Source organism: Kitasatospora sp. SC0581 (assembly GCF_048159585.1).
Taxonomy (GTDB): Bacteria; Actinomycetota; Actinomycetes; order Streptomycetales; family Streptomycetaceae; genus Kitasatospora.
In genome coordinates this window covers 85,266-106,219 of sequence record NZ_JBLRWA010000010.1, presented here as the reverse complement: position 1 = coordinate 106,219, position 20,954 = coordinate 85,266, and the positions used below count along the sequence as shown (strand labels likewise).

At 74.5% G+C, this 20,954-nt stretch carries 23 protein-coding genes; 10 read left to right on the top strand and 13 right to left on the bottom strand.

Translation table 11 applies throughout. The features are described from left to right. Positions 1-27 precede the first annotated feature (27 nt). Complete coding sequence (locus ACLWS4_RS18305; protein ID WP_387821141.1) at positions 28-1,143, top strand: alpha/beta hydrolase; 1,116 nt, start codon at positions 28-30, stop codon at positions 1,141-1,143. Positions 1,144-1,190: 47 nt separating this feature from the next. Beyond that, the gene (locus tag ACLWS4_RS18300) at positions 1,191-2,285 is read left to right on the top strand and encodes an RICIN domain-containing protein (RefSeq protein ID WP_387821138.1); all 1,095 of its coding nucleotides are present in this window, start codon (positions 1,191-1,193) and stop codon (positions 2,283-2,285) included. Between the two features lie 94 nt (positions 2,286-2,379). Here the strand turns inward: ACLWS4_RS18300 and ACLWS4_RS18295 are convergent, their stop codons facing one another. Then, positions 2,380-2,901, bottom strand: a complete 522-nt coding sequence (locus ACLWS4_RS18295) for a peptidylprolyl isomerase (protein ID WP_049655493.1) — start codon at positions 2,899-2,901, stop codon at positions 2,380-2,382. A gap of 216 nt (positions 2,902-3,117) precedes the next feature. Here ACLWS4_RS18295 and ACLWS4_RS18290 point away from each other — a divergent pair, with 216 nt between their 5' ends. Further along, the gene (locus ACLWS4_RS18290; protein ID WP_380781291.1) at positions 3,118-3,318 is read left to right on the top strand and encodes a hypothetical protein; all 201 of its coding nucleotides are present in this window, start codon (positions 3,118-3,120) and stop codon (positions 3,316-3,318) included. Positions 3,319-3,585: 267 nt separating this feature from the next. Here ACLWS4_RS18290 and ACLWS4_RS18285 read toward each other — a convergent pair whose 3' ends face one another. Beyond that, entirely contained in the window at positions 3,586-5,196 is a 1,611-nt protein-coding gene (locus ACLWS4_RS18285; RefSeq protein WP_416874688.1) for an ALF repeat-containing protein, read from the bottom strand. 163 nt (positions 5,197-5,359) lie between these two features. Between ACLWS4_RS18285 and ACLWS4_RS18280 the strand changes: the two genes are divergently transcribed. Together ACLWS4_RS18280 and ACLWS4_RS18275 are read left to right on the top strand one after the other, a co-directional pair. Further along, the gene (locus ACLWS4_RS18280; protein WP_416874619.1) at positions 5,360-6,304 is read left to right on the top strand and encodes an NAD-dependent epimerase/dehydratase family protein; all 945 of its coding nucleotides are present in this window, start codon (positions 5,360-5,362) and stop codon (positions 6,302-6,304) included. A 114-nt stretch (positions 6,305-6,418) separates the two neighbouring features. Continuing rightward, positions 6,419-7,495: a response regulator transcription factor gene (locus tag ACLWS4_RS18275; RefSeq protein ID WP_416874618.1), complete on the top strand. Its 1,077-nt coding sequence runs from the start codon at positions 6,419-6,421 to the stop codon at positions 7,493-7,495. 32 nt (positions 7,496-7,527) lie between these two features. Here the strand turns inward: ACLWS4_RS18275 and ACLWS4_RS18270 are convergent, their stop codons facing one another. After that, positions 7,528-8,070: a hypothetical protein gene (locus tag ACLWS4_RS18270; protein WP_416874617.1), complete on the bottom strand. Its 543-nt coding sequence runs from the start codon at positions 8,068-8,070 to the stop codon at positions 7,528-7,530. A gap of 278 nt (positions 8,071-8,348) precedes the next feature. Here ACLWS4_RS18270 and ACLWS4_RS18265 point away from each other — a divergent pair, with 278 nt between their 5' ends. The 3 genes from ACLWS4_RS18265 to ACLWS4_RS18255 all read left to right on the top strand — a co-directional run bounded on the left by ACLWS4_RS18265 (position 8,349) and on the right by ACLWS4_RS18255 (position 11,494). Then, positions 8,349-8,822, top strand: a complete 474-nt coding sequence (locus ACLWS4_RS18265) for a hypothetical protein (protein ID WP_416874616.1) — start codon at positions 8,349-8,351, stop codon at positions 8,820-8,822. Positions 8,823-9,119: 297 nt separating this feature from the next. Next, positions 9,120-10,910 (top strand): glycoside hydrolase family 35 protein, encoded by a 1,791-nt coding sequence (locus ACLWS4_RS18260; protein ID WP_416874615.1) that lies wholly within the window; start codon positions 9,120-9,122, stop codon positions 10,908-10,910. Positions 10,911-11,041: 131 nt separating this feature from the next. Beyond that, a complete protein-coding gene (locus ACLWS4_RS18255) occupies positions 11,042-11,494 on the top strand; it encodes a hypothetical protein (RefSeq protein WP_416874614.1) in 453 nt (150 codons plus the stop codon). Positions 11,495-11,537: 43 nt separating this feature from the next. Here the strand turns inward: ACLWS4_RS18255 and ACLWS4_RS18250 are convergent, their stop codons facing one another. The 10 genes from ACLWS4_RS18250 to ACLWS4_RS18205 all read right to left on the bottom strand — a co-directional run bounded on the left by ACLWS4_RS18250 (position 11,538) and on the right by ACLWS4_RS18205 (position 19,731). Further along, positions 11,538-12,797, bottom strand: a complete 1,260-nt coding sequence (locus tag ACLWS4_RS18250; RefSeq protein ID WP_387969316.1) for an SLC13 family permease — start codon at positions 12,795-12,797, stop codon at positions 11,538-11,540. A 149-nt stretch (positions 12,798-12,946) separates the two neighbouring features. Continuing rightward, positions 12,947-13,756 (bottom strand): DUF4253 domain-containing protein, encoded by an 810-nt coding sequence (locus ACLWS4_RS18245; protein WP_416874613.1) that lies wholly within the window; start codon positions 13,754-13,756, stop codon positions 12,947-12,949. A gap of 51 nt (positions 13,757-13,807) precedes the next feature. Then, positions 13,808-14,815, bottom strand: a complete 1,008-nt coding sequence (locus ACLWS4_RS18240; protein WP_416874612.1) for an aldo/keto reductase — start codon at positions 14,813-14,815, stop codon at positions 13,808-13,810. A gap of 65 nt (positions 14,816-14,880) precedes the next feature. After that, positions 14,881-15,765 (bottom strand): S1 family peptidase, encoded by an 885-nt coding sequence (locus ACLWS4_RS18235; protein ID WP_416874611.1) that lies wholly within the window; start codon positions 15,763-15,765, stop codon positions 14,881-14,883. Positions 15,766-15,889: 124 nt separating this feature from the next. After that, complete coding sequence (locus ACLWS4_RS18230) at positions 15,890-16,282, bottom strand: hypothetical protein (protein ID WP_375874349.1); 393 nt, start codon at positions 16,280-16,282, stop codon at positions 15,890-15,892. Positions 16,283-16,614: 332 nt separating this feature from the next. After that, the gene (locus tag ACLWS4_RS18225) at positions 16,615-16,824 is read right to left on the bottom strand and encodes a cold-shock protein (protein ID WP_049660537.1); all 210 of its coding nucleotides are present in this window, start codon (positions 16,822-16,824) and stop codon (positions 16,615-16,617) included. Positions 16,825-17,129: 305 nt separating this feature from the next. Next, on the bottom strand, positions 17,130-17,540 hold the full coding sequence (locus tag ACLWS4_RS18220) for a sigma factor-like helix-turn-helix DNA-binding protein (RefSeq protein WP_074001055.1): 411 nt from the start codon (positions 17,538-17,540) through the stop codon (positions 17,130-17,132). Positions 17,541-17,712: 172 nt separating this feature from the next. Then, positions 17,713-18,498, bottom strand: coding sequence for a helix-turn-helix domain-containing protein (locus ACLWS4_RS18215; RefSeq protein WP_049657953.1), 786 nt, complete (start codon positions 18,496-18,498; stop codon positions 17,713-17,715). A gap of 19 nt (positions 18,499-18,517) precedes the next feature. Then, the gene (locus tag ACLWS4_RS18210; RefSeq protein ID WP_387821092.1) at positions 18,518-18,802 is read right to left on the bottom strand and encodes a hypothetical protein; all 285 of its coding nucleotides are present in this window, start codon (positions 18,800-18,802) and stop codon (positions 18,518-18,520) included. Between the two features lie 533 nt (positions 18,803-19,335). After that, positions 19,336-19,731 (bottom strand): hypothetical protein, encoded by a 396-nt coding sequence (locus tag ACLWS4_RS18205; protein ID WP_416874610.1) that lies wholly within the window; start codon positions 19,729-19,731, stop codon positions 19,336-19,338. 358 nt (positions 19,732-20,089) lie between these two features. Here ACLWS4_RS18205 and ACLWS4_RS18200 point away from each other — a divergent pair, with 358 nt between their 5' ends. Further along, positions 20,090-20,527: a hypothetical protein gene (locus tag ACLWS4_RS18200; RefSeq protein ID WP_049657959.1), complete on the top strand. Its 438-nt coding sequence runs from the start codon at positions 20,090-20,092 to the stop codon at positions 20,525-20,527. Between the two features lie 4 nt (positions 20,528-20,531). After that, positions 20,532-20,924 (top strand): hypothetical protein, encoded by a 393-nt coding sequence (locus ACLWS4_RS18195; RefSeq protein ID WP_049657962.1) that lies wholly within the window; start codon positions 20,532-20,534, stop codon positions 20,922-20,924. Positions 20,925-20,954 lie beyond the last annotated feature (30 nt).

Below are 20,954 nucleotides of genomic sequence, written 5' to 3'. Positions count from 1 at the left end.
AGACACGACGGAAGGCCGAGGACGCCCATGCCCCCTGCCCGGCTCCGGCGCGCCCGCGCGGCTCTCGCCGCCCTGGCCGCCTGCCTGCTCCCGCTCGCCGCACCCGCCGCACCCGCGTCCGCCTCGGCAACCGCCTCCGTACGGGCCGGGGCAGGGGCCGACGCGCCGCCCCCGCTGACCGACGGCTTCGGCCTCACCCAGGTCGGCACCCCCACCGGCAGCGCCACCAACTTCGTCATCACCGTCACCACCCCGCAGGTCGCCGGGCCGCACACCATCCGCATCCTGCTGCCCGCCGACTACGCGTCCCGGCCGGACAAGCGCTACCCGGTGCTGTACTTCCTGCACGGCGCGTCGGACAACCCGAGCGACCCGGCGCTGGCCTACCCCGCGCTGACCGCCGCCCAGTCGATGATCACCGTCATCCCGGACGGCGGCCTGCGCGGCTGGTACGCCGACTGGCTCGACCAGGGCACCGCCGCCGGCGCGCAGAACTGGGAGACCTTCCACCTCACCCAGGTCCTCCCGTTCGTCGACGCCAACCTGCGCACCCGCACCGACCGCGCCCACCGGGCCGTCGGCGGGCTGTCCATGGGCGGTTTCGGCGCCCTGCACTACGCCCAGGACCGCCCCGACCTGTTCGGCCAGGTCCTCACCATGTCCGGCGCCAACGACCTGTCCACCGACGAGATGATCATCCGCGGTGCCGTGGTCGCCACCCTGGTCAACGCCGGCACCGTGCTCTGCGGCCCCAGCGACGGCCACCCCTGCGGCCTGGACTTCGGCCCCACCGTCTCCAGCGACGCGATCTTCGGCAGCCCGTACCCGGTGTTCAACGCCGACTGGCGCTGGAACGCCGCCGACCCCGTCGCGCGCGCCGCCGTGCTCGACCACACCGGCATCGCCGTCTACACCGGCAACGGCAACAACAGCCCCGGCGACATGGAGTTCTGGGCCGAGGGCACCGCCAAGCGCCTCAAGCAGCGCCTGGACGCGCTCGGCCTGCCGTACCGCTTCACCGACTACGGCGACGGCACCGGCTGGGGCGCCGACTGCCACGGCGGCCACACCGCGGGCTGCTGGGCGCAGGACCTCGTGGACTACGTCCCGCGCCTGGAGGCGGCCTTCGCCGCCGCCTCCTGACCTCTGGCCTCCTCTCCCCACCCTCTCCCCCGACGAAAGGACACCCCTTGCCCACCCTGCCCCTCGGACGCACCGCGCCCTGGCTGCGCCTGCTCGCGGCCCTCCTGGTGACCTGTTGCGCCGCCCTGGGCCTGGCCGCCGCCCCCGCCCGCGCCGCCGCGCCCGCGCCGTCCGCCCCGCTCGCCGCCTGCGCCTCGCCGCAGCAGTGCCTGACCATCAAGTCGCTCAGCAACGGGCGCCAACTCGACGTCCAGAACGGCAACATGGGCGACGGCGCCTACATCGTCACCAACTCCGCCCCCGGCTACCACCAGTCCTGGCGGCTGAACGTCGACCCCTCGGACTACACCTTCACCATCGTCAACAACGACACCGGCAAGTGCATCGACCTGGCCTTCCTCACCCCGGCCCTGCGCCAGCAGACCTGCGCCGGGCAGGCCAGCCAGCGCTGGTTCCTCCAGCCCGCGCCCGGCGGCGGCGACGCGTTCATGATCCGCCACGCCGGCGACAACACCTGCCTGGACCTGCTGCTCGGCGGCAACTACGACGACGCCTGGACCGACCAGTACGCCTGCAACGGCACCGCCAACCAGCAGTGGGCCACCGGCTTCGCGCAGGCCGCCCGCAACCTGGCCGTCGACCACGCCGCCAAGCAGTGCCAGAAGAACATCTCCGCCTGCTCCTGGGCCACGAAGAGCGAGGCCCCCGCCGCGCCGCTGCCGCGGGTGTGCGCCTCCGCGATCTGGTTCAACAACACCAGCAGCACCGTCCAGCAGTCCTTCGCGGTCACCGACACCAGCGGCTGGTCCAACACCATCGGCACCGAGCTGGGCAGCGACATCGGCGGCGGCGCCGAAGGAGTGTTCAAGGCCTCGGTCAAGACCGGCATCAGCTTCCAGAACGTCTGGAGCGGCTCGCGCAGCGTCAACAACTCCGTCACCGTCACCGTCCCGCAGCAGCAGTACGGCTGGGTGACGCTCGCCGAGCTCGCCCGCAAGGTCACCGGCACCTGGACCTTCGACGCCCAGGGCTTCCCGTGGACCGCCGACGACACCATCACCATCCCGGTCACCTCCGACCCCAACGGCGGCGCCACCCTCTACATCGCCAACACCAGCGCGACGTTCAACAGCTGCTCCTGACACCGCGCCCGCTCCACGGCCGCCGCCCGCGCACCGCGCCGGGCGGCGGCTTCGCGTTTCCGCCGGCCGGACGGGAGGGCCGGCGGGCTGCGGGTCAGGACTGCTCGATCTCCACGGAGGTGATCACCACGTCCTCGACCGGGCGCTCGTCCTCGGTCGGGGCGGCGGCGATCGCGTCGACCACGGCCTTGGAGGCGGCGTCGGCGACCTGACCGAAGATGGTGTGCTTGCGGTTGAGGTGGGCGGGGGTGCCCACCGTGATGAAGAACTGCGAACCGTTGGTGCCCGGGCCGGCGTTGGCCATCGCGAGCAGGTACGGCTTGGTGAAGAACAGCTCCGGGTGGAACTCGTCCGCGAAGGCGTAGCCCGGGCCGCCGGTGCCGGTGCCGGTCGGGTCGCCGCCCTGGATCATGAAGCCCTTGATCACCCGGTGGAACAGCGTGCCGTCGTAGTACGGGCCCTGGCCCGGCTCGCCGGTGCGCGGATCGGTGTACTCCCGGGTGCCCTCGGCGAGTTCGGCGAAGTTGCGGACCGTCTTCGGCGCGTGGAACGGGAACAGCTCCAGGCGGATCGGGCCCGCCGTGGTGTGCAGGGTGGCGAACCGGGCAGTGGCCACGGTGACTCCTCGGGGTACGGCTGACGGGTGGGTGGCGGGTGGTGCTGGTCGGTACGGTTCCCGTACGACCGGTACGGTGACCTGGGCCGTTCGGCACCCGCATCCTGGCACAGCGTCCGGCCTCGTGGCCGAACCGGGTGGGACGGTCCGCACGTCCTACCAGGCAGTAGGGCGTCAAGGGAAAGGCGGGTGGCCGTGATGGTCGGTGCGGTTCTGGTGGGGATTCTGGTCCTGGTGGTCGCGGGGTGCGGCTGCGTGGTGTGGGCCGATCGCGGCGGGCCGCGCTGGACCCGGGTGGCCGCCGCCCTCACCCTCGGTGCCGGCAACGCGCTGCGTAGCGCACAGCGCCGCCGGCGCCGTCAGGTGGGCAACAACGGCGGGGGCAGCTACATGGACGGTGGCGGGGGCGGCAACTGAGCCGTCGACGTCCGGGCGGGACCCGGCGCCGGGCCGTTTTCGAGGCGGCGCGCCAGCCGCCGCGTCGGCCGGGGGCGGGGGGCCGGGCTGCCTGGGGTTGGACGGGGCGGCCCGGCGCCGCCTTCGCGGGGCGGTCGGACGGCCCGGGCCCCTGAGCGCGAGCGCGTCCCCGTCCGCAGCCCGGGTGGGCGGTGGACGGGGACGCGAGGGGGTGTCAGCCCCCGGGTTCTGCTTCCGGATTCAGCTCCCGGGTTCTGCTCCCGGGTGTCAGCTCTCGGTGGAGCGGCGGCGGGCGGCCACGACCAGCGCCGCGCCCGCGGCGAGGGCCGCGGCGGCGCCGCCGGCCTCCCAGCCGAGCCCGTCGGTGCCGGTGGCGGCGAGCGCGCCGGAACCGGTGGTGCCGGTGGTGCCGCCGCCCGTACGGGTGCCGGTCCCGGTGCCGGTGGTGAGGCCGGCCGGCTGCACGGTCTGCGGCTGCTGCCCGGTGCCACCGGTGCCCGCGCCCGTCCCCGTACCGCTGCCCGCGCCGTTGCCCTGCTTGGCCGCCGCGGCCTGGTCCTCGGCCTGGGCCTTGGCCCAGCCGTCCTTGAGGAAGGCCAGGAGGTCCGCGTAGCTGCCCTCGTAGGCGGCCATGGCGGCCTTCTTCACCGCGGGGCCGCCGGTCTCGATGATCTGGGAGACCTTCAGCCGGTTGTCGCTGAAGCGCAGGTTCGGCAGCTCGACGGTCAGGAAGCGCCGCACGTCCTCGGCGTTGCCGTCCATGGCCTTCTGGGCGGCCGCGGCGGTGTGCGGGCCGGTCTCCTTGTCGGCGATGACGCGCAGCACCTCGACCCGGTCGTCCTCGAACTGGGCCTTGGCGAAGCCCTCGTTGAGGAAGGCGTCGACGGCCGCGTCGGTGCCGGCGTCCAGCGCCTTGCTGGCCGCCTCGCGCACGGCCGGGCCGCCCTGGTCCATGAGCTGGCTGAGCTTGACCCGGTTGTCGTCGCTGCGCAGCCTGGGCAGCTTGGTCGTCAGGAAGGTCCGCAGGTCGGCCGCGCCGCCCTTGAGGGCCTGCTCGGCGCCCTCGCGCACGCCGGGGCCGGTCTTGGGGTCGGCCACCAGGGCCTCGACCTTGGCGCGGTCCTCGTCCTCGGCGCGGGCGGCGTACTGGCCGGTCGCCAGGAAGTCGAGGACGTCCTGGTAGCTGCCGTTCAGCGCCACGGCGGCGGCGAGGCGCAGCGCGGGGCCGGCCCCTTCGGCGCCGTCGGCGATCCGGGTGAGGCGCAGCAGGTTGTCGGGCTGCTGCTTCTCGGCGAGTTCGACCTCGAGGAAGTGGCGCAGCTCGGCGGCGCCGCCCTTGAGGGCCTTCTCGGCGGCCTCGCGGACCTTGGGGCCGGTGAGCGGGTCGGCGATGATGGCCGCGATCTTGGCGCGGTCCTCGTCCTCGGCGCGGGCGACGTACTGGCCGGTGGTCAGGAACGCGGTGATGTCCTCGTCGGTGCCGCGGAGGGCGGCCTTGGCGGCCGCCTTCACGGCCGGGCCGCCGACGGCGTAGATCTGGGAGACCCGGACCTGGTTGTCGATCCTGGTCTGCTCGTCGAACTCGACGTCCAGGAAGTGGCGCAGTTCGGCGGCGCCGCCCTTGAGGGCCTTCTCGGCCGCCTCGCGCACGCCGACGCCGCTCTTCGGGTCGGCGAGGATGCGCTTGACCTCGGCGCGGTCGCGCTGCTCCTGGCCGTCGGCCTGGGGCGCGGTGTCCTTGGCGGAGTCGGAGCCGGTGTCGGGGCCGGAGACGCCGGTCGGCTTGGGGGTGTCGGTGGCCGAGGCCGTGGTGGGGAAGAGGACGGCGGGGGCCAGAACGGCGGCCGCGACGACGGCGGACACCCGGGGCAGCTTCATCTTGAGCAAGACCTGCTTTGTACGAAGGATCATGAAACGCCAACAGCATAGATCTACTTTTACGACTGCCATACCAATTATTTGCCGAATCTCCCATTCCCCCCACCCGGCTACATATCGCACCGCGCCCCGCCCGTCCGGGGCCACCACTAGGGTGTGGCGGATGAGCTTCCACCTGGTCGTCGGACACGGGCCCGCCGGGGCCGCCACCGCCCGCCTGCTGGCCGAACAGGGCCACGAGGTCCGGGTCGCCACCCGTACCGGACGCCCCGCCGGGCCGTCCGTCCCCGGCGTCGAGCACCTCCCCCTGGACGCGAGCGACCCCGCGGCCCTGGCGCGGGCCGCCCGCGGTGCCGTCGCCGTCCACGGCTGCGCCGCGCCGCCGCTGCCGCAGTGGGCGCGGCTCTGGCCGGCGCTGAGCGCCTCGCTGTGCGCGGCGGCCGAGGAGAGCGGCGCGGTGCTGGTCATGCTCGGCAACCTGTACGGCTACGGGCCGGTGACGGGGCCGCTGACCGAGGACCTGCCGCTCGCCGCGACCGGCCCCAAGGGGCGGGTGCGGGCGGCGGCCTGGGAGCGGGCGCGGGCGCTGCACGAGGCCGGGCGGATCCGGGCGGTGGAGGTGCGGGCCTCGGACTTCTTCGGCCCCGGCGTCACCGACGGCGGCCACCTGGCCGCGCGGGTGATGCCCAACCTGCTCAAGGGCCGCCCGGTCGCGACGCTCGGCGACCCGGACGCCCCGCACAGCTGGACCTACCTGCCGGACGTGGCCCGGGCGATGGCCGAGCTCGCGGGCGAGGAGCGGGCCTGGGGCCGGGCCTGGCACGTGCCCACCGCCCCTCCCCTGTCGGTGCGCGCGATGGTCGAGCGGCTGGCCGCCGAGGCCGGCGGCGGCCCGGTCGCGGTGCGCCGCCTGCCCGCGGCGGCGCTGGCCGTGGCGGGGCTGTTCTCCCCGCTGCTGCGCGAACTGCGGGAGACGCGCTACCAGTTCGACCGGCCGTTCACGGTGGACTGCTCCGCGTACGAGGCCGCGTTCACGGTGCGCGCCACGCCGCTGGAGGAGCAGCTGCGGGCCACGGTCGCCTGGTGGCGCGAGCGCGACGGCCGGTGACGGACGGGAACGCCGGTCACCGGCGGGGGCGGGCGCCTCTCCCCATCGCTCCGTACCCGTCCTTCCTCGTCCGTTCACCGGACACGGAGACCCTGCGTCCGTAGGATTCCGTCCGTGGCCAAACGACGTGAGGTTGAGCGGGAAGTCCTGGGTTCCATAGGCGAGTTGGCGTCCTCCGGGTTACTCGCGGCCGCGCTGTTCCGCGAGCTGCACACCCTGCTGCTGGAACCGCTCGGCTACGACGGCGGCTGCTGGCACGGCAACGACCCGGTCACCGGGTTCCCCACCTCCACCGTCGCCGACGGCCTGGACCCCGCCCAGTTCGAGCAGGCCGTGCACCTGGAGCTCCAGGGCGAGGACTCCACCACCTTCACCGCGATCCGCACCGCCGGCCACCGGGCGCAGACCGTCGACCGGGCCACCGACGGCCGCCCCGAACGCAGCGTCCGCTACCGGGAGTTGCTCAACCCCTGCGGATACGGCGACGAGCTGCGGATCAACTTCGATGTGGGCGGCGGCCGTTGGGGCTCCGCGGCGTTCATGCGCGAACGCGCCCGCGGCCGCTACGACCTGCCCGACCTGCGCCTGGCCGAACGCGTCGCCGCCCCGATCGGCGCCGCCCTGCGCGACACCCACCTCGCCGCCCTGCGCGGCGCCCGCCCCCTGCCGCCCGTCCCCGCACCGGCCGTCGCCATCCTGGACCGGTACGGGCGGCTGCGCTCGGCGGACGCGGCGGCCCGCGACCTGATCGGACGGATGGCCGAACCCACCGCCCACACCGGCGGGGTGCCCAGCGGCTTCCTCACCGTCGCCCGCCAGGCCGCCCGCCGCGGCGGCCCCGCCGAGGTGCGGGTGTGCACCCCCGACGGCCAGTGGCTGTCCCTGCACGCCTCCCCGCTGGACGGCCGGCGCGGCGGCGTCGCCGTCGTCGCCTCCCCGGCCTCCCCCGTCCAGCGCCTGCCGCTGGCGATCCTCGCCCACGGCCTGTCCCCGCGCGAACAGCAGGTCGCCCTGCACGCGGTGCGCGGCGCCAGTACGAAGGACATCGCCGCGCTGCTCCACCTGACCGTGCCCACCGTCCAGCAGCACGTCACCGCCATCCTCCACAAGACCGGCGTCCGCTCCCGCCGCGAACTCGTCGCCCTCCTGATGGCCGACCACCTCCCCGCCCTCGGCCTGCCGCCGCGGTAGCGGGCGCACGCGGCTCCGGCCCGGGCCGGCCGCTACCCCGCCCGCCAGTGGACGAAGCGGGGCGGCTCCTCGCCCCAGGCGACGACGGCGCCGACGGGGCTCGGGCTGACCGCCCCGGAGACCACCCCGTGGAGGAACCCGACCATGCCCGGGCCGAAGACCCGGGGCGCGCCCCCGTCGCGGTCCAGGACCAGGACCGGCCACGCGTCGGGGTCGTCGCCGACCGTCAGCCAGGCCAGCGTGTCGGCGGTGCAGGACGCTCCCCAGGCGACGATCTGCCCGGCGGAGCGCAGCTCGCCGGTGGGCTCGCCTTCCTCCTCGAAGAGCAGGCGCGCCTCCTCCGTCATGCCGCGCATGCCCGGCTGCGGGGCGTCCGGCGGCATCAGCTCGTCGGGGGCGAACACGGCGAGGGACCGGTCGATCTCCCCCGCCCCGTACCGCGCGACGAACTCGACGTAGTCGCGCGGGAACCGCAGACCCCACGCCGATTCGACCACCGCCCAGTCACCGGATTCACCGGCCCCCTCGGGCGGGGGCATGAGCTCCAGAAGCCCGCTGATGTCGGTTGTGTGCACCGTCGTTCCCTCTCGTGGTCTCCCGCGCCCCCGGCTACGGCCGCGTGTCACCGCGACTGCCGGCATCCGCTCAGTTCAGCGGCATGATCACAGGAAGCGCAGGGCGGGGTCCAGACGCGGGACGGCTCGACGGCGGCAGCGGGCGGCGAGGAGCCGCGCCGTCGGCGGCGGTCCCTGGGCATCGCGGCGGGAGTGTGCGTCCTCGGGGCGGTCGGGATCCCTGCTCCGCCGGCCCCCGCCGGCGCGCGTTGTCGCAGGTGGGGCCTAGGGTTCGGCCCGTGAACGTTCCCAAGGTCATCCCGATCGGCTACCAGCCCGACTACCGCACCCGCACCATCGGGCGGTGCGAGGGCGGCCAGTTCTACGCGACCGTCGTCGCGGCCTACCGCGAGGGCTGGAGCGGCGACGACTGGCAGCCGCAGAAGCGCTGGCACGCCGTCCTCCACCGCTTCGACGAGGCCGGCCGCCACCTGGGCTCGCGCATCGAGTTCACCGGCACGACGGCGGACGGCGAGCAGCAGGCGATCGCCGCGGCCCGGCGGCTGCTGGAGCAGTGGCTGGACGCCCTGCCGGGGCGGCGCTACCAGGACATCGCCATCGCGCCCTTCGACGTCCGCTTCGAGGGCGCCCTGTTCGGCCTGGTCCTGGAGGTGGACGAGGAAGAGGAGGACGAGGAGGACGGCGTCTGGATGGAGCTCCACCCGGACGGCCTGGCCTTCTCCGCCCCCTGGAACGGCTGCTACGACACCTGAGCACGAGCGGCCCCCACGGCCGGTTCCTCGCCAGGTCCTCTCTTTCGGATCATGCCGGGCGCGCGACGCCGGAGCACGCACCTCGCCGCGTTGTCGTCGGTCGCCGATGGCCCCCAGCCTGGCGGCCGGGAGGTGCCCCCACCGCATGGACTCCCTCCTCCGCCTTGCGATGCACGCACCCCGACGCCGCGCGCTGATCCGACGTGATCCGAAAGAGAGGACCTAGGCTCGGCGGTGCCGGGTCTCCGGGGCCTCCGGGGCCCGCGGGGGTGTCCTGCGGGAAGGCGGGGTGTGCGCATGCTCGGGTACGACGCGGACGGGTTCGTGCGGGACGGGGTGCCGCACCGGGTGGTGGCCGGGGCGGTGCACTACTTCCGGGTGCACCCGCGGCTGTGGGAGGACCGGCTGCGGCGGGTGCGGGCGCTGGGCGTGAACACGGTGGACACCTACGTCCCGTGGAACTTCCACGAACTGCCCGACGGGACGGTGGACTTCACCGGCTGGCGGGACGTGGCCCGGTTCGTGCGGCTGGCCGGCGGCCTGGGCCTGGACGTGATCCTGCGCCCCGGCCCGTACATCTGCGCGGAGTGGGAGTTCGGCGGGCTGCCCGCCCGGCTGCTCGCGGTGGACGGGCTGCGGCTGCGCTGCGCGGACCCGGCGTACCTGGCCGAGGTGGACGGCTGGTTCGACGCGCTGGCGCCCGAGCTGCTGCCGCTGCTGTCGAGCCGGGGCGGGCCGGTGGTGGCGGTGCAGGTGGAGAACGAGTACGGCAGCTACGGCGACGACGCCGCCTACCTCGCCCACCTGCGCGACGGCCTGGTGCGGCGCGGCGTGGACTGCCTGCTGTTCACCGCCGACGGCGCCCACGACACCATGCAGCAGGGCGGCGCCATCCCCGGCCACCTCGCCACCGCCACCTTCGGCTCCCGCGCCCCCGAGCGCCTCGCGGTGCTCCGCCGCCACCAGGGCGAAGGCCCGCTGACCGCCATGGAGTTCTGGATCGGCTGGTTCGACCAGTGGGGCCTGCCGCACCACGTCCGCGACCCCGAGGAGACCGCCGCCTCGCTCGACGAACTCCTCGCCACCGGCGCCTCCGTCAGCCTCTACATGGCGCACGGCGGCACCAGCTTCGGCCTGTGGTCCGGCGCCAACCACTCCGGCGCCCACCCGCTGGACGCCGGCTACGAGCCGACCGTCACCAGCTACGACTACGACGCGCCGATCGGCGAGGCCGGCGAACTGACCGAGAAGTTCCACGCCCTGCGCGAGGTCATCGGCCGCTACCTGCCCCTGCCGGACGGCGAACTGCCCGCCCCCGTAGCCCGGGTGGCGCCGCAGCGGCTGGAGCGCGCGCACGGGCGGGCGCCCCTGGCCGAGGCCCTGGACGCGCTGTCGCGGCCGCGCCGGCACGCCGCACCGCTGCCGATGGAACAGGTCGGGCAGGACCGCGGCCTGATCCACTACCGCACCCGCGTGCCCGGGCCGCGCCCCGAACTGCCGCTGCGCATCGACGGGTTGGCCGACCGGGCGCAGGTCTTCGCGGACGGCCGCCCGCTCGGGACGCTGGAGCGCAACTCCCCCGGCGCGACCCTGCCGCTGGCCACCGGGGCCGACGGCGTCGTGCTGGACATCCTGGTCGAGGCACTGGGCCGGGTGAACTACGGCCCGCAGATGGACGACCGCAAGGGCATCACCCGCGGCGTCTCGCACGGCCACCAGCGGCTCTTCGACTGGCAGATCCGCCCCCTGCCGCTGACCGACCTGTCCGTGCTGCGCTTCACCGACGACACCGGGGTACGCGACGGGGAGCCGGCCTTCCACCGCTTCACCGCCGAACTCCCCTCCCCCGCCGACGCGTTCATCGCCCTGCCCCACTGGGGCCGCGGACTGCTCTGGCTCAACGGCTTCCTGCTCGGCCGCCACTGCGCCGCCGGCCCCCAGCGCACCCTCTACGCCCCCGCCCCACTGTGGCAGGCCGGCGCCAACGAACTGGTCGTCCTGGAACTCGAACGCCACGGCACGGCTGTGGAGTTGCGCGACGCACCGGACCTCGGCCCGCTCACACCGGCCCCCAGCTCCGAGTACTGACCGGACCGGGCCCGCCGGCCACTCCCCGACGCGGGACGTCGGACCCGCCGACTTCCTGCTCCGCCACGACACGGCGGCACCAGGCCGGGCTTGGCATGATGGCGGCCGGCAGGGGTGACGATCGTGGGAGGGTGGGCGAACAGGTGGAGCATGACCTGAGGCGCGCGGCCGTCGCGGCGCTCGGCGAGCTCGGGCGGAGCCGTGACTACCGGGACCGGGCGGATGCCGGTCACGGCCTGGCAGGGTTCGCCGACGTCCGGGAGGCCCTCGGGCCGCTGCTCGGGCTCGTGCTCGACCAGGGTGACACCTTCGTCACCCTGGTGACCGCGGAAGCCCTGCTCCGGCGGAAGGACAGGGCCGGGCTGTCGATCGTCGCATCCGCGCTGGCAGTCGCCGACCTGAATCACGGCGAGTGGATCCACAGGGCGGTCGTCGACGTGTTCGGCATCTTCTCCGATGATCGGGACGACGCGATGCGGCTGTGCGAGGAGATGTCGCGGAGCACTGACGACCGCGTCGCCTCGGGGGCTCGCCGGCTGCACGAAGTCCTGGCGGGGATCGATCCCGTCCTGCGCCCCGCGTAGGCCCGGCGCGGTCACAGCACTCCGGCACCCGTCAGGCCCCCGCTCAGACCCCGATCAGGCGCAGCGAGGCCCACAGGGCCAGGACCGCGGCGGTGAGGGTGGCGGGGACGGCGAGCAGGCCGAGGCGGGTGAACTCGCGCAGGTCCACCGGTACGCCGCGGTCGCGGACGATGCCGCGCCACAGCAGGGTGGCCAGCGAGCCGGCGTAGCTGAGGTTGGGGCCGATGTTCACCCCGAGCAGGACCGCGAGGACGGCGCCGGGCCCGACGGGGGCGGCCAGCGGCACCAGGGCGAGGGTGGCGGGCAGGTTGTTGATGACGTTGGCGAGGACGGCGGCCAGGGCGGCGGTGGCGAGCAGGGCGGGCAGCGCGGTGCCGGACGGGACGAGGTGGGCGAGGCCGGCGGCCAGGCCGTTGTCAACGACCGCGCGCACCACGATGCCCAGGGCGAGGACGAACGCCAGGAACGGCAGGGCAGCCGAGCGCACCACCGTCGCGGGGGTGGCGTGGCCGCGGGCCAGGGCGCGGGCGGCCAGGACGGTGGCGCCGGCGGCCGCCGCCCAGGCCGGGTTGACGTCCAGCGCGGAGGTGAGGACGAACCCGGCGAGCGTGCAGCCGACGGTGGCCAGGGCGAAGACCGGCATGGCGGGGGCCGGTCCGGTCTCGGGGGTCTCGGCCGGGGCGGCGTCCAGGTCGGCGGCGAAGCAGCGGCGCAGCACCAGGTACTCGACGCCGACCGCCGCCAGCCACGGCAGCGTCATGAGGGCGGCGAAGCGGCCGAAGCTCAGGCCGCTGGCGGTGAAGGCGAGCAGGTTGGTCAGGTTGGAGACGGGCAGCAGCAGCGATGCCGTGTTCGACAGGTGGGCACAGGCGTACAGGTGCGGTGCGGGCCGGGCGCCGAGGCGGGCGGCGGTGGCGAGGACGACGGGGGTGAGCAGGACGACGGTGGCGTCCAGGCTGAGCACGGCGGTGACGACCGAGGCGACGGTGAACACCTGGACCAGCAGGCGGCGCGGGCGTCCGGCGGCGCTGCGCGCCATCCAGGCCCCGCAGGCGCGGAACAGTCCCTCGTCGTCGCAGAGCTTGGCCAGGACCAGGACGGCGGCCAGGAAGCCGATCACCGGTCCGAGGCGGGCGGCTTCGGCGGTGGCGTGCTCCAGCGGGACGGCGCCGGTCGCCACCAGCAGGGCGGCGGCCGGCACGGCGACGACGGCCTCCGGCCAGCCCCAGGGCCGGGCGACGGCGCAGACCAGGACGAGCACCAGCAGTCCTGCGGACAGGGCTTCGGCGCAGGCGGTGTTCAGGGCGCGCTCCTCGGGGGGGGTGGTGTGGTCGGTGCTCGCGCTCGGTTCGCGGCCCGGCGCAGCATGCCACACCGGCGGCGCGCGGCCGCCGGGCGGGTCCGGGGGGCCGGGGACGTCGGCCCCCCGGCCCCGTACCCCCCGGGGTCAGGTCAGTCCCACCAGAAGGACCACTGGTGGGCGCCCACCAGCTGCTCGGCGTAGGCGGTGAGGGTGCCGGTGCCCTGGAAGACGAGGTCGGGGCAGAAGGCGGTGTGCTCGGCGGCCAGCGGGAGCGCCTCGGCGAGCGTGGCAGGCGGCACGGGGACGCTCAACTCCAGGGTGGCGAAGCCGACTTCGACCACCTGGGCGCCGAAGCGGCGTTCCCAGTCGGCGAGCACGGCGGCGATCCTGCCGGTGCCGGCGTGGTTCGCCGGGCCGCCCCAGCCGCAGGCCGTCAGCGCCTCGGCGCCGCTGCCGGCCCGCACCAGGCCGAGGCGGACGTCCTTGACGGAGCCCAGCACCTCGGCCAGTTCCCGGGCCTCGGTGCCGGCGGCGCCGTCGGGCACGGTGGCGGCGGGGGCGAGGCCGGGCCAGGTGCGGCCGTAGGGGGCCAGGGCCTCGTCCAGGATCCCGGCGTCCTCGCTCACGTCCCCGTCCCCGTCCTCGTCGACCTGCCTCCACCAGCCGCGCAGCAGCGCCTGCGGGTCGTAGCGGGAGGGCTCGGAGGCCTCGGCCGGGTACAGCTCGCCGGACAGCCAGGGCCGGTAGTCGTCGTCGCGGTCCAGCGGGCTGAGCAGCAGCGGCCACAGTCCGGTCTGCGGGTGGGCGCGGTGCAGCTGCCGCCACAGCCCGGCGGGCGCGGGGTCGTCGCTGATCCACAGCAGCGGCTCCCGCCCGTCCTCCTCGGTGACCAGTCGGCCGGGCGGCAGGTCGACGGGCAGGGCGGCGAGGGCGGTGGCGAGGTCCGGGTGCTCGATCATGCGGCCCACCGTAGGGGCGGGCACCGACAACGCCCGGCGGCGGGCGCCCCGTCAGGACCAGGGCAGTGCGGCCCGCGTGTGCCAGTAGGCCTCGGCGGGCTCGGCCATGGGCGCGAGGGCGGTGAGGTCCTCGGGGGTGGGGCGCAGGTGGGTGGCGGCGAGGTTGGAGGTGAGCTGGTCGGGGGTGGCGGCGCCGGAGAGGACGGTGTCGGCCCAGGGCTGGGCGGCGGCCGCGGCCAGGGCGAGGGCGTCGGCGGTCGCGCCGGTGTGCTGTGCGAGGGTGCGCAGGGCGGTGGTGTCGGGGCCGGTGGCGTTGCGGCCGGCCAGGCGGCCGTTGGCCATGGCCTCCTTGACGACGACGAGCCAGCCGGCCGCGTGGGCCTCGGCGAGGGCGGGGGCGGCGGAGGTCTCCAGCAGGTTCCAGGTGGCCTGGACGGCGGTGAACAGCGGGCGGCCGTCGGCGGTGACGGCGAGGGCCCGGCGGATGGTGTCGGCCTGGGCGGGGCCGCTGGTGGACAGGCCGACCCGCACGCCGTCGGCGGCGAGGGCGGCGAGGCGCCGGTGCAGGGCGAGGTCGGTGAGGGCGGGGCTGTCGGGGGTGACGGAGTGGACGAGGTAGACGTCCAGGTGGTCGCCGAGCAGGGCGCGGGTCTCGAGGATCTGGCGGTCGTAGACGGCCGTCGAGTGCTCCTTGACCTCGTGCGCGGCGACTCCGCTGGTCCGCCAGTCGGCGGTGTAGGTGTAGCCCCACTTGCTGCCGACCGTCACCTCGGCGGCGGCCCGGGGGTGTTCGGCGAGCCACTGGCCGAGGAACTCCTCGGCGCGGCCGTAGGAGCGGGCGGTGTCGAGGTAGCGGACGCCGGCGGCGTACGCGGCGTCGAGCAGGGTGTGGGTGCGGGCGCGCAGGGCGTCGACGGTGCGGTCGGCGGGCAGGTCGGTGTCGCGCCCGAGGTTGATGTAGCCGGGCCGGCCGACGGCCGCCGTGCCCAGGCCGAGGCGCGCGGGGTGCGGGCGCGCGGCGGGGGCGGGGGTTGCGGTGGCGGCGGGGTCGGTCGGCATGGCGGGCTCTCCTCGGGCGCGACGGTTCTCACCTGGGACTTTAGCCGCGTGGTGGTGCCGGGCCGTCAGCCGGCGGCGATGGTGGCGCGGATCCAGGGGGCGTAGGCGGGCACGTCGGTGTACAGGCCGGGGCCGCCCGCGCAGGGCACGCCGGGGGCGCCGGGGCCGGAGGTGGTGCCGACCAGTTCCCAGCGGCCGCCGCGGCCGCGCTGGATCTGGGGGCCGCCGGAGTCGCCGAAGCAGGCCATGGCCTGCGGGACGCGGCTGAGCGTGCACAGGCGGGTGGGGTCGGCGTAGCCGGGGGCGCAGTCGGCCGGTGCGCCGATGCGGCTGGGCAGTTCCTGGAGGCGGTCGGGGAAGACCATCTGCTGGTAGTCCTGGGTGTCGACGACGGTGCCGAAGCCGAGCAGCCGGGTGGGGGTGCCGGGGGTGCCGGGGTGGTCGGCGATGCGGATGGGCTGCCCGGCGGCGGGGCGGTCCAGGCGGACGAGGGCGAGGTCGTCGTGGTTGGGGCGGGTGGCGCCGTCGCCGAAGCCGAAGCCGGGGTGGACGACGACGCGCTCGACGTTCCGTACGCTGCCGCCGCTGTCGCGGTGGGCGCTGCCGATGCGCACGGTGCCCTTGAGGGTGACGCCGGTGTCCTCGGTGCCCACCACGCAGTGGGCGGCGGTCAGCACCCACTGGCGGTCGATCAGGGTGCCGCCGCAGGCGCCGTCGGCGAGTTGCTTCGCGCTCAGCGGGAGGGTGGCCATGAAGGGGTAACGCTCGGTGGAGTCACGGCCGTTGACGATCGCGGAGGCGCTGCCGCTCATGGCGGTGGCGCCCAGCGCGGCGGCCAAGGCGGCGACGGCGGCGATCCGGGCGCCGCGGCGGCGGGAGGCGGGCTCGCCGGCGGTCGTCCGGGCGGCGGTGGTACGGGGGGCGGTGCGGACGGTCGTGCGGAACGACACGGGTGACGGCCTTTCGGTCGGTCGGCTGGTGCGGATACGACCAGTCAACTCGGCGCCCGCCCGCCGCAACACCCGGCCAGCGGGCCGCTCCGGCCTGGGGGTAGCCCCCGGACCCGCCGTCGGGCTACCGGGTGGCCCGCCCGTACTCCCCCGGCGACGGCGACGGCAGCGGGGGGACGCCGGTCGGGGCGACGCTCTGCTCCAGGCGCAGCACGAAGTTGACGTAGCCGAGCGGCTTGCCCGGCCAGTGGCGGTCGTTGCTGGTGAGCAACTGGCTGCGCAGGCCGTCGTGTTCGGTGACCGGACCGGGGGTGGTGCGCAGGTTGGGCTGCCAGGTGCGGCCCAACGGGCGGTGTTCCAGGGACAGCGTCCAGCTCTCCTCGTCGACCGCGATCGTGGCGCCGACCCGCCCCGGCAGCACCCGCAGTCCGTACGCGCCGCGCACGACCGCCCGCTGGTCGAAGTCGGCGCTCGTGCCGACCACGGTGATCCGCCATGCGCCGTGGAACCTGAGCACGCCTGCCTCCTCGCGCCGCGGCGCCCGCTCCGGCAGCGGGCGCCCCGTCCACGTCTACGGTCCCGGTCCGCCGTCGGGCTCAACCCGGGGCGGGCGCGACCGCCGGCTTCTGCACGGGACGGTCGGCGGAGGGCGGGAAGGCGTGGACCGGCTCGTACGGCCGATCCGCCGAGTCCGGCGCGTGGGCGGATTCCCTCATGCCCGTTTTATTCCGGTTCGCGGATAAGGAAAACGGTCGGCGACGGCGGGCGGACATGGGCCGGGGCCCGTACCGCCTGTGCGGTACGGGCCCCGGTTCCCTCTACGATTCGAGAATCGTGCGGCGGGAAATGTCAGAGAGCGACGGGACGGATGTTCTCCGCCTGGAGGCCCTTCTGGCCCTGCGTGACGTCGTACTCGACCTTCTGGCCCTCGAGCAGCTCACGGAAGCCCGAGGCGTTGATGTTCGAGTAGTGGGCGAACACGTCCGGGCCGCCGTCTTCCTGCTGGATGAAGCCGAAGCCCTTTTCCCCGTTGAACCACTTCACGGTGCCGAAAGCCATGGGAAATTCTCCTTCTAAGGCGCTGTAGACCGCACTGCGCGGGCTACTCGTCGCCGCACTGATGACCCGCCGGGATCTCAGAAAAAAAATACGCCTGCGATGGGAATCAGCAGGCGCACACAGAGTTCATGGGAACCAAAACTGCAACTCCTACGACCGTAACAGGCCTCGGGCCGAAACGGGAATTCTCGCGGCGCTCTTCTTCGGCGCACCGGTGACCTCCGGGTGCGCCGCCGGCCGTACGGGCCGGCCCGCCGGCCCTGTCCCGGGCGCCGCGCGGCGGGGGCACCCCCGGGCGGGTCCGCTCAGCGGCGGGCGGCCGCCAGGGAGCGGAGCTGGACGTGGACGGCGGCGGGCTCGGTGCCGGTGAGGGCGGCGATCTCGGCGGCGGACAGGTCGAGGACCAGGTGCAGCAGCAGGACGTCCTGCTGGGCGGCGGTGAGGTGGGCGACCGGGCCGAGCGGCCGGGGGCCGGCCAGGGCGCAGACGCGGCGGCGCACCGCCTGCCAGGCGCAGGCGGCCGGGCTGGCGGTGGCCAGGGCGTCGAGCCAGTGGCCGCCGAGCTCCTCGAACGCGGCGCGGACGGCCAGGGGCGCGTCGGCGGGCGACAGGAGCAGCGCGGCGTAGTCCAGGTAGTGGCGCAGGTGGAGGTCGTGCAGCGCCCACAGGCCCAGGGCGGGCCCGGGGGCGGCCGGGCGGCGTGGTGGTGTCGGCATGGTGGTGTCCCGAGTTTCCCGAGGTGTCCCGAGGTTTCCCGCAGGTGGCGCGGGCGGGCGCCGGCCCGCAGGCAGATGCCGGCCCGCGACGGGGACGCGGGCGGGTGCCCGTCCGTGGATGGCTGGGGCCCGCGGCCGGGACGCGGCTGGCGCGTCCCGGCCGCGGACCGGGTCACACGAGCACCGGCGGGTTGTCGTCGGTGCCTCCGCGGCCCGCCGCGCCGGAGTGGCCGGGGCCATCGTCGCGGTCGGCGGCCAGGTTGGTGCGCAGGGTCATCCAGAGCCGGAACAGGATGTCCGTCGACGTCCCGGCGCTGGAGGACTGCATGGCCCGGGTGAACTCGCTCTGGTACGTGCGCGAGTTGACCGGGAACGGGGTGCGGGCGTTGTTCGTCCGGTCCCAGGCCGCCGCCCACAGGGCGCGGCGGGCCTCCCGGACCCCGCAGACCTCCATGTAGGCGAGGAAGACGGGTTTGCGCAGCGGGGCCTCGCCCTTGAGGACCAGGGCCAGCGTGCTGGAGGGCAGGCGCCCGCCCCGGTCGCGGGCCCGGCGGTCCAGTTCCCGCAGGGAGGGCCAGTCGGCCTTGCGGCGCATCTCGTGCATCGCCCGGCGCAAGTCGGCGAAGGAGTCGACCTGTTGGGGGTCGACCCGCCTCGGTGCGCGCAGCCGCCGGCTCCCCGAGGGGCGGGGCACGTGGGCCCAGTAGTTGGCGTGGACCCACTTGCGCCGGGCCGTCTTGAGGTCGCCGCCGCATTCGCCGGTGACGGCCTCGACGACCTTCCAGCTCGGCAGGGAGCGCCCGCTGGCGGCCCGTTGCAGGGTGGTGGCGTGGTAGTTGGTCCGAACGGCGAGCTGACTGTACGTCAACCCGGCCTGCTCGCGCTGCTCCCGCAGCCAGGCGGCCAGTCGGCTCAGCGCCGGCTCGGTCGTCTCGATCGGGTTCTCTCGGCGTCCCATCGCAGGCAGGCGCTCTCCCCTAGGCCCGTCCCCTTTGCAGCCTGGAGGCCAACAGCCAGCCCCCGGTGGTCAGTTCGAGCGCCACTCCGGCGGACATGCCGGTCGCCACCAGGGCGGCGGTGAGCGCGACGGTCAGGACGACCACGACGATCACCACGGCCACCTGGCCGGCGGTCACGGCCGTCACGGCCGTCACGGACGACTGTCCGGCCACGAACGGCCAGGGCAGGGCCGGGCGGCGCGCGGGCCTCGGGACGCCGTCCGCGCAGGGGATGGGGACGCGCTTGTTCCGCTTCCTCGTCATCGAGGGAACCCTCCTATATCACTGTCCACTCCAACGGGTGGGCACTTGTGCGGTTGGCGTCGCACGGGGTGCCCGTTGGATGACACTCTGTCAGGCATATGGGTGAATCCCAATCGGTTCCGCGAACATCGCGCGGATTGATGCGCGACAGTCCCGGCCCCTACCTGAAATCTTGCGAACGTCGTACCAGAAAGCCGCAGTTCAACGAATCGAAACCGGATTTTGATGCGCCTTTGTGCAGCGCGCCCTTGTAAGCCGTCCTGGCCGGGTGTGACGATTGACAGCGGCGTCACCCGGACCTGCGGGTCCGGAACCCGGGGGGCGCTGTTCACTCCAACATCTCGGGAACATCGGCAGCGGGCCGTGTTGGCGCATGGGCCCGCCCGAACAGCAGAGACCGCCCGGCCCCGGTGGCCCGAGGCGGTCTCTCTGCACTCCGGCGGTGGCGGGCACTCCACTTGTGACAGGCCCCGCCACCGCCCCTCCCCGCATCCCCCGCATCCCCCGCCGCCACCCGGGTCGGAGGGAAGCCCCTAGCGAGCCCAGCTCTCGCAGCCGAGCAGGCGGGCCTCCCTCCGCAGGACGGCGAGCGCGGCCCGGAGCCCGTCCGCGGCCTCCTGGAACGCTCGGGTCGTCTCCGGGCCCAGCTCCGGCGAGGGCGCGGTGTCCGCACCGTTCGGGTAGTCGTCGCCGACCACCGAGGCGAACCGCATCCAGGCGTCTCTGTAGAGGCTCACGCACCGGTCGAGCTCGTCGGCGCAGTCGAGCCACACCGTCCTTGCCAGCGTTCCCTTGGTGCGCCCCAGGAGGTGGTTCAGTTCGGTGTAGGCGGCGATCGACTCCCCGGTCAGAGCCTGCCGCTGGGCACCCGCGTGGCGGTGGGCCAGCACGTCGATGAACACCTTGTATGGATCCGTGTGTCCGTCCACGACGCCCTGCTCCCTCACTGTCCTCGGCCCGGCCGGCTGGTCGGCGCGGTGCGACCGTAACACCACCGCGGGCGCCGCCCTCCGACCGGCCTCGGACTGCCTCCGATCCGCGTGGCGGCCCTCCCGTTGCGGAGGCCTGTCCTCCTGAAATCGTGGGCGTGGTACGGGAGTTCACTGTTTCGCCGTTCATCGGTTGTCTACCCGGGCGCCCGTCGGGGGTGTCTGCGGCCGTGGTGACCAGGGCGTCGACAGGACGTTGACCGCTTGTCTGCGGGAGTCCACGAGCGTGTTCCTGGTCCGGTCACGGACTCGGCGGCCGCCAGGTGGCACCGCCGGCAGACGACCCAGGAGGACTCGCATGTCCCGCATTCCCCATCGCACCCGTGCCGCCGCCGTCGCGGCCCTGGTGACGGCCGTCGCGCTGCCCCTCGCGGGTACGGCCACCGCCTCGGCGGCGGTGCCCGCCGGTGTCCGGAGCGTCCAGGGCGCGCCGAACTCGACGCTGGCGGCGGACGCGCCCACGACCTGGGCCGAGAAGAACGGCGGCTACGTCCAGATCAACTGGACCCCGCCGAACAACGTCGGCAAGTACGACTGGATCGGCCTCTACAAGCGCGACCCGAACGCCATCGGCATCGACAACTACGAGACCTGGCAGTGGGCCTACAACCACGGCACCTCGTACCTGACCAGCGTCCCGGCGGTCAGCGGCGACTACTGGACGGCCTACATCTCCTACGACTACGCCTCCAGCCAGTACCGCATCATCGAGTCCCACCGCTCCCACATCGACTGAGCCGGTGGCCCTGTCGACGAAGGCGGCGGCGCTGGCCCTCGCCCTGCTGGGCGCGCTGCCCGCCCAGGGCGCCGCGGCGGCCCAGTCCGCGCCGGGCACCTGGGCCGCCGCCGTCCACGTGAAGGAGACCCAGGTCGTCACGATCGGCTGGAACTACAACGGCAACCCGGTCGGGAAGTACGACTGGGTCGGGCTGTACAACTGCGATCCGGACAAGTGCGGCGTGAACTCCTACGTCTCGGGCGCCTGGCAGTGGGCCTCGTACGGCACCTCGTACACCTTCACCCGGGAGCTCACCGACTCGCTGGTCGGCGCGTACTGGACCGGCTACGTCTCCTACGACTACGCCTCCGGCCAGTACCGGCTGATGTCCTCGCAGATGAACATCCTCGCCTGAGCGGTGGCCCGGCGCCCGCTCGATCCCCTC

What these genes read in the sequence shown, in the direction of transcription:
- ACLWS4_RS18305 (WP_387821141.1), top strand. Translation starts at nt 28, where the DNA reads ATGCCCCCTGCCCGGCTCCGGCGCGCCCGCGCGGCTCTCGCCGCCCTG.
- ACLWS4_RS18285 (WP_416874688.1), bottom strand. Translation starts at nt 5,196, where the DNA reads ATGAAGCTGCCCCGGGTGTCCGCCGTCGTCGCGGCCGCCGTTCTGGCC.
- ACLWS4_RS18280 (WP_416874619.1), top strand. Translation starts at nt 5,360, where the DNA reads ATGAGCTTCCACCTGGTCGTCGGACACGGGCCCGCCGGGGCCGCCACC.
- ACLWS4_RS18260 (WP_416874615.1), top strand. Translation starts at nt 9,120, where the DNA reads ATGCTCGGGTACGACGCGGACGGGTTCGTGCGGGACGGGGTGCCGCAC.
- ACLWS4_RS18245 (WP_416874613.1), bottom strand. Translation starts at nt 13,756, where the DNA reads ATGATCGAGCACCCGGACCTCGCCACCGCCCTCGCCGCCCTGCCCGTC.
- ACLWS4_RS18240 (WP_416874612.1), bottom strand. Translation starts at nt 14,815, where the DNA reads ATGCCGACCGACCCCGCCGCCACCGCAACCCCCGCCCCCGCCGCGCGC.
- ACLWS4_RS18225 (WP_049660537.1), bottom strand. Translation starts at nt 16,824, where the DNA reads ATGGCTTTCGGCACCGTGAAGTGGTTCAACGGGGAAAAGGGCTTCGGC.
- ACLWS4_RS18220 (WP_074001055.1), bottom strand. Translation starts at nt 17,540, where the DNA reads ATGCCGACACCACCACGCCGCCCGGCCGCCCCCGGGCCCGCCCTGGGC.
- ACLWS4_RS18215 (WP_049657953.1), bottom strand. Translation starts at nt 18,498, where the DNA reads ATGGGACGCCGAGAGAACCCGATCGAGACGACCGAGCCGGCGCTGAGC.
- ACLWS4_RS18210 (WP_387821092.1), bottom strand. Translation starts at nt 18,802, where the DNA reads ATGACGAGGAAGCGGAACAAGCGCGTCCCCATCCCCTGCGCGGACGGC.
- ACLWS4_RS18200 (WP_049657959.1), top strand. Translation starts at nt 20,090, where the DNA reads ATGTCCCGCATTCCCCATCGCACCCGTGCCGCCGCCGTCGCGGCCCTG.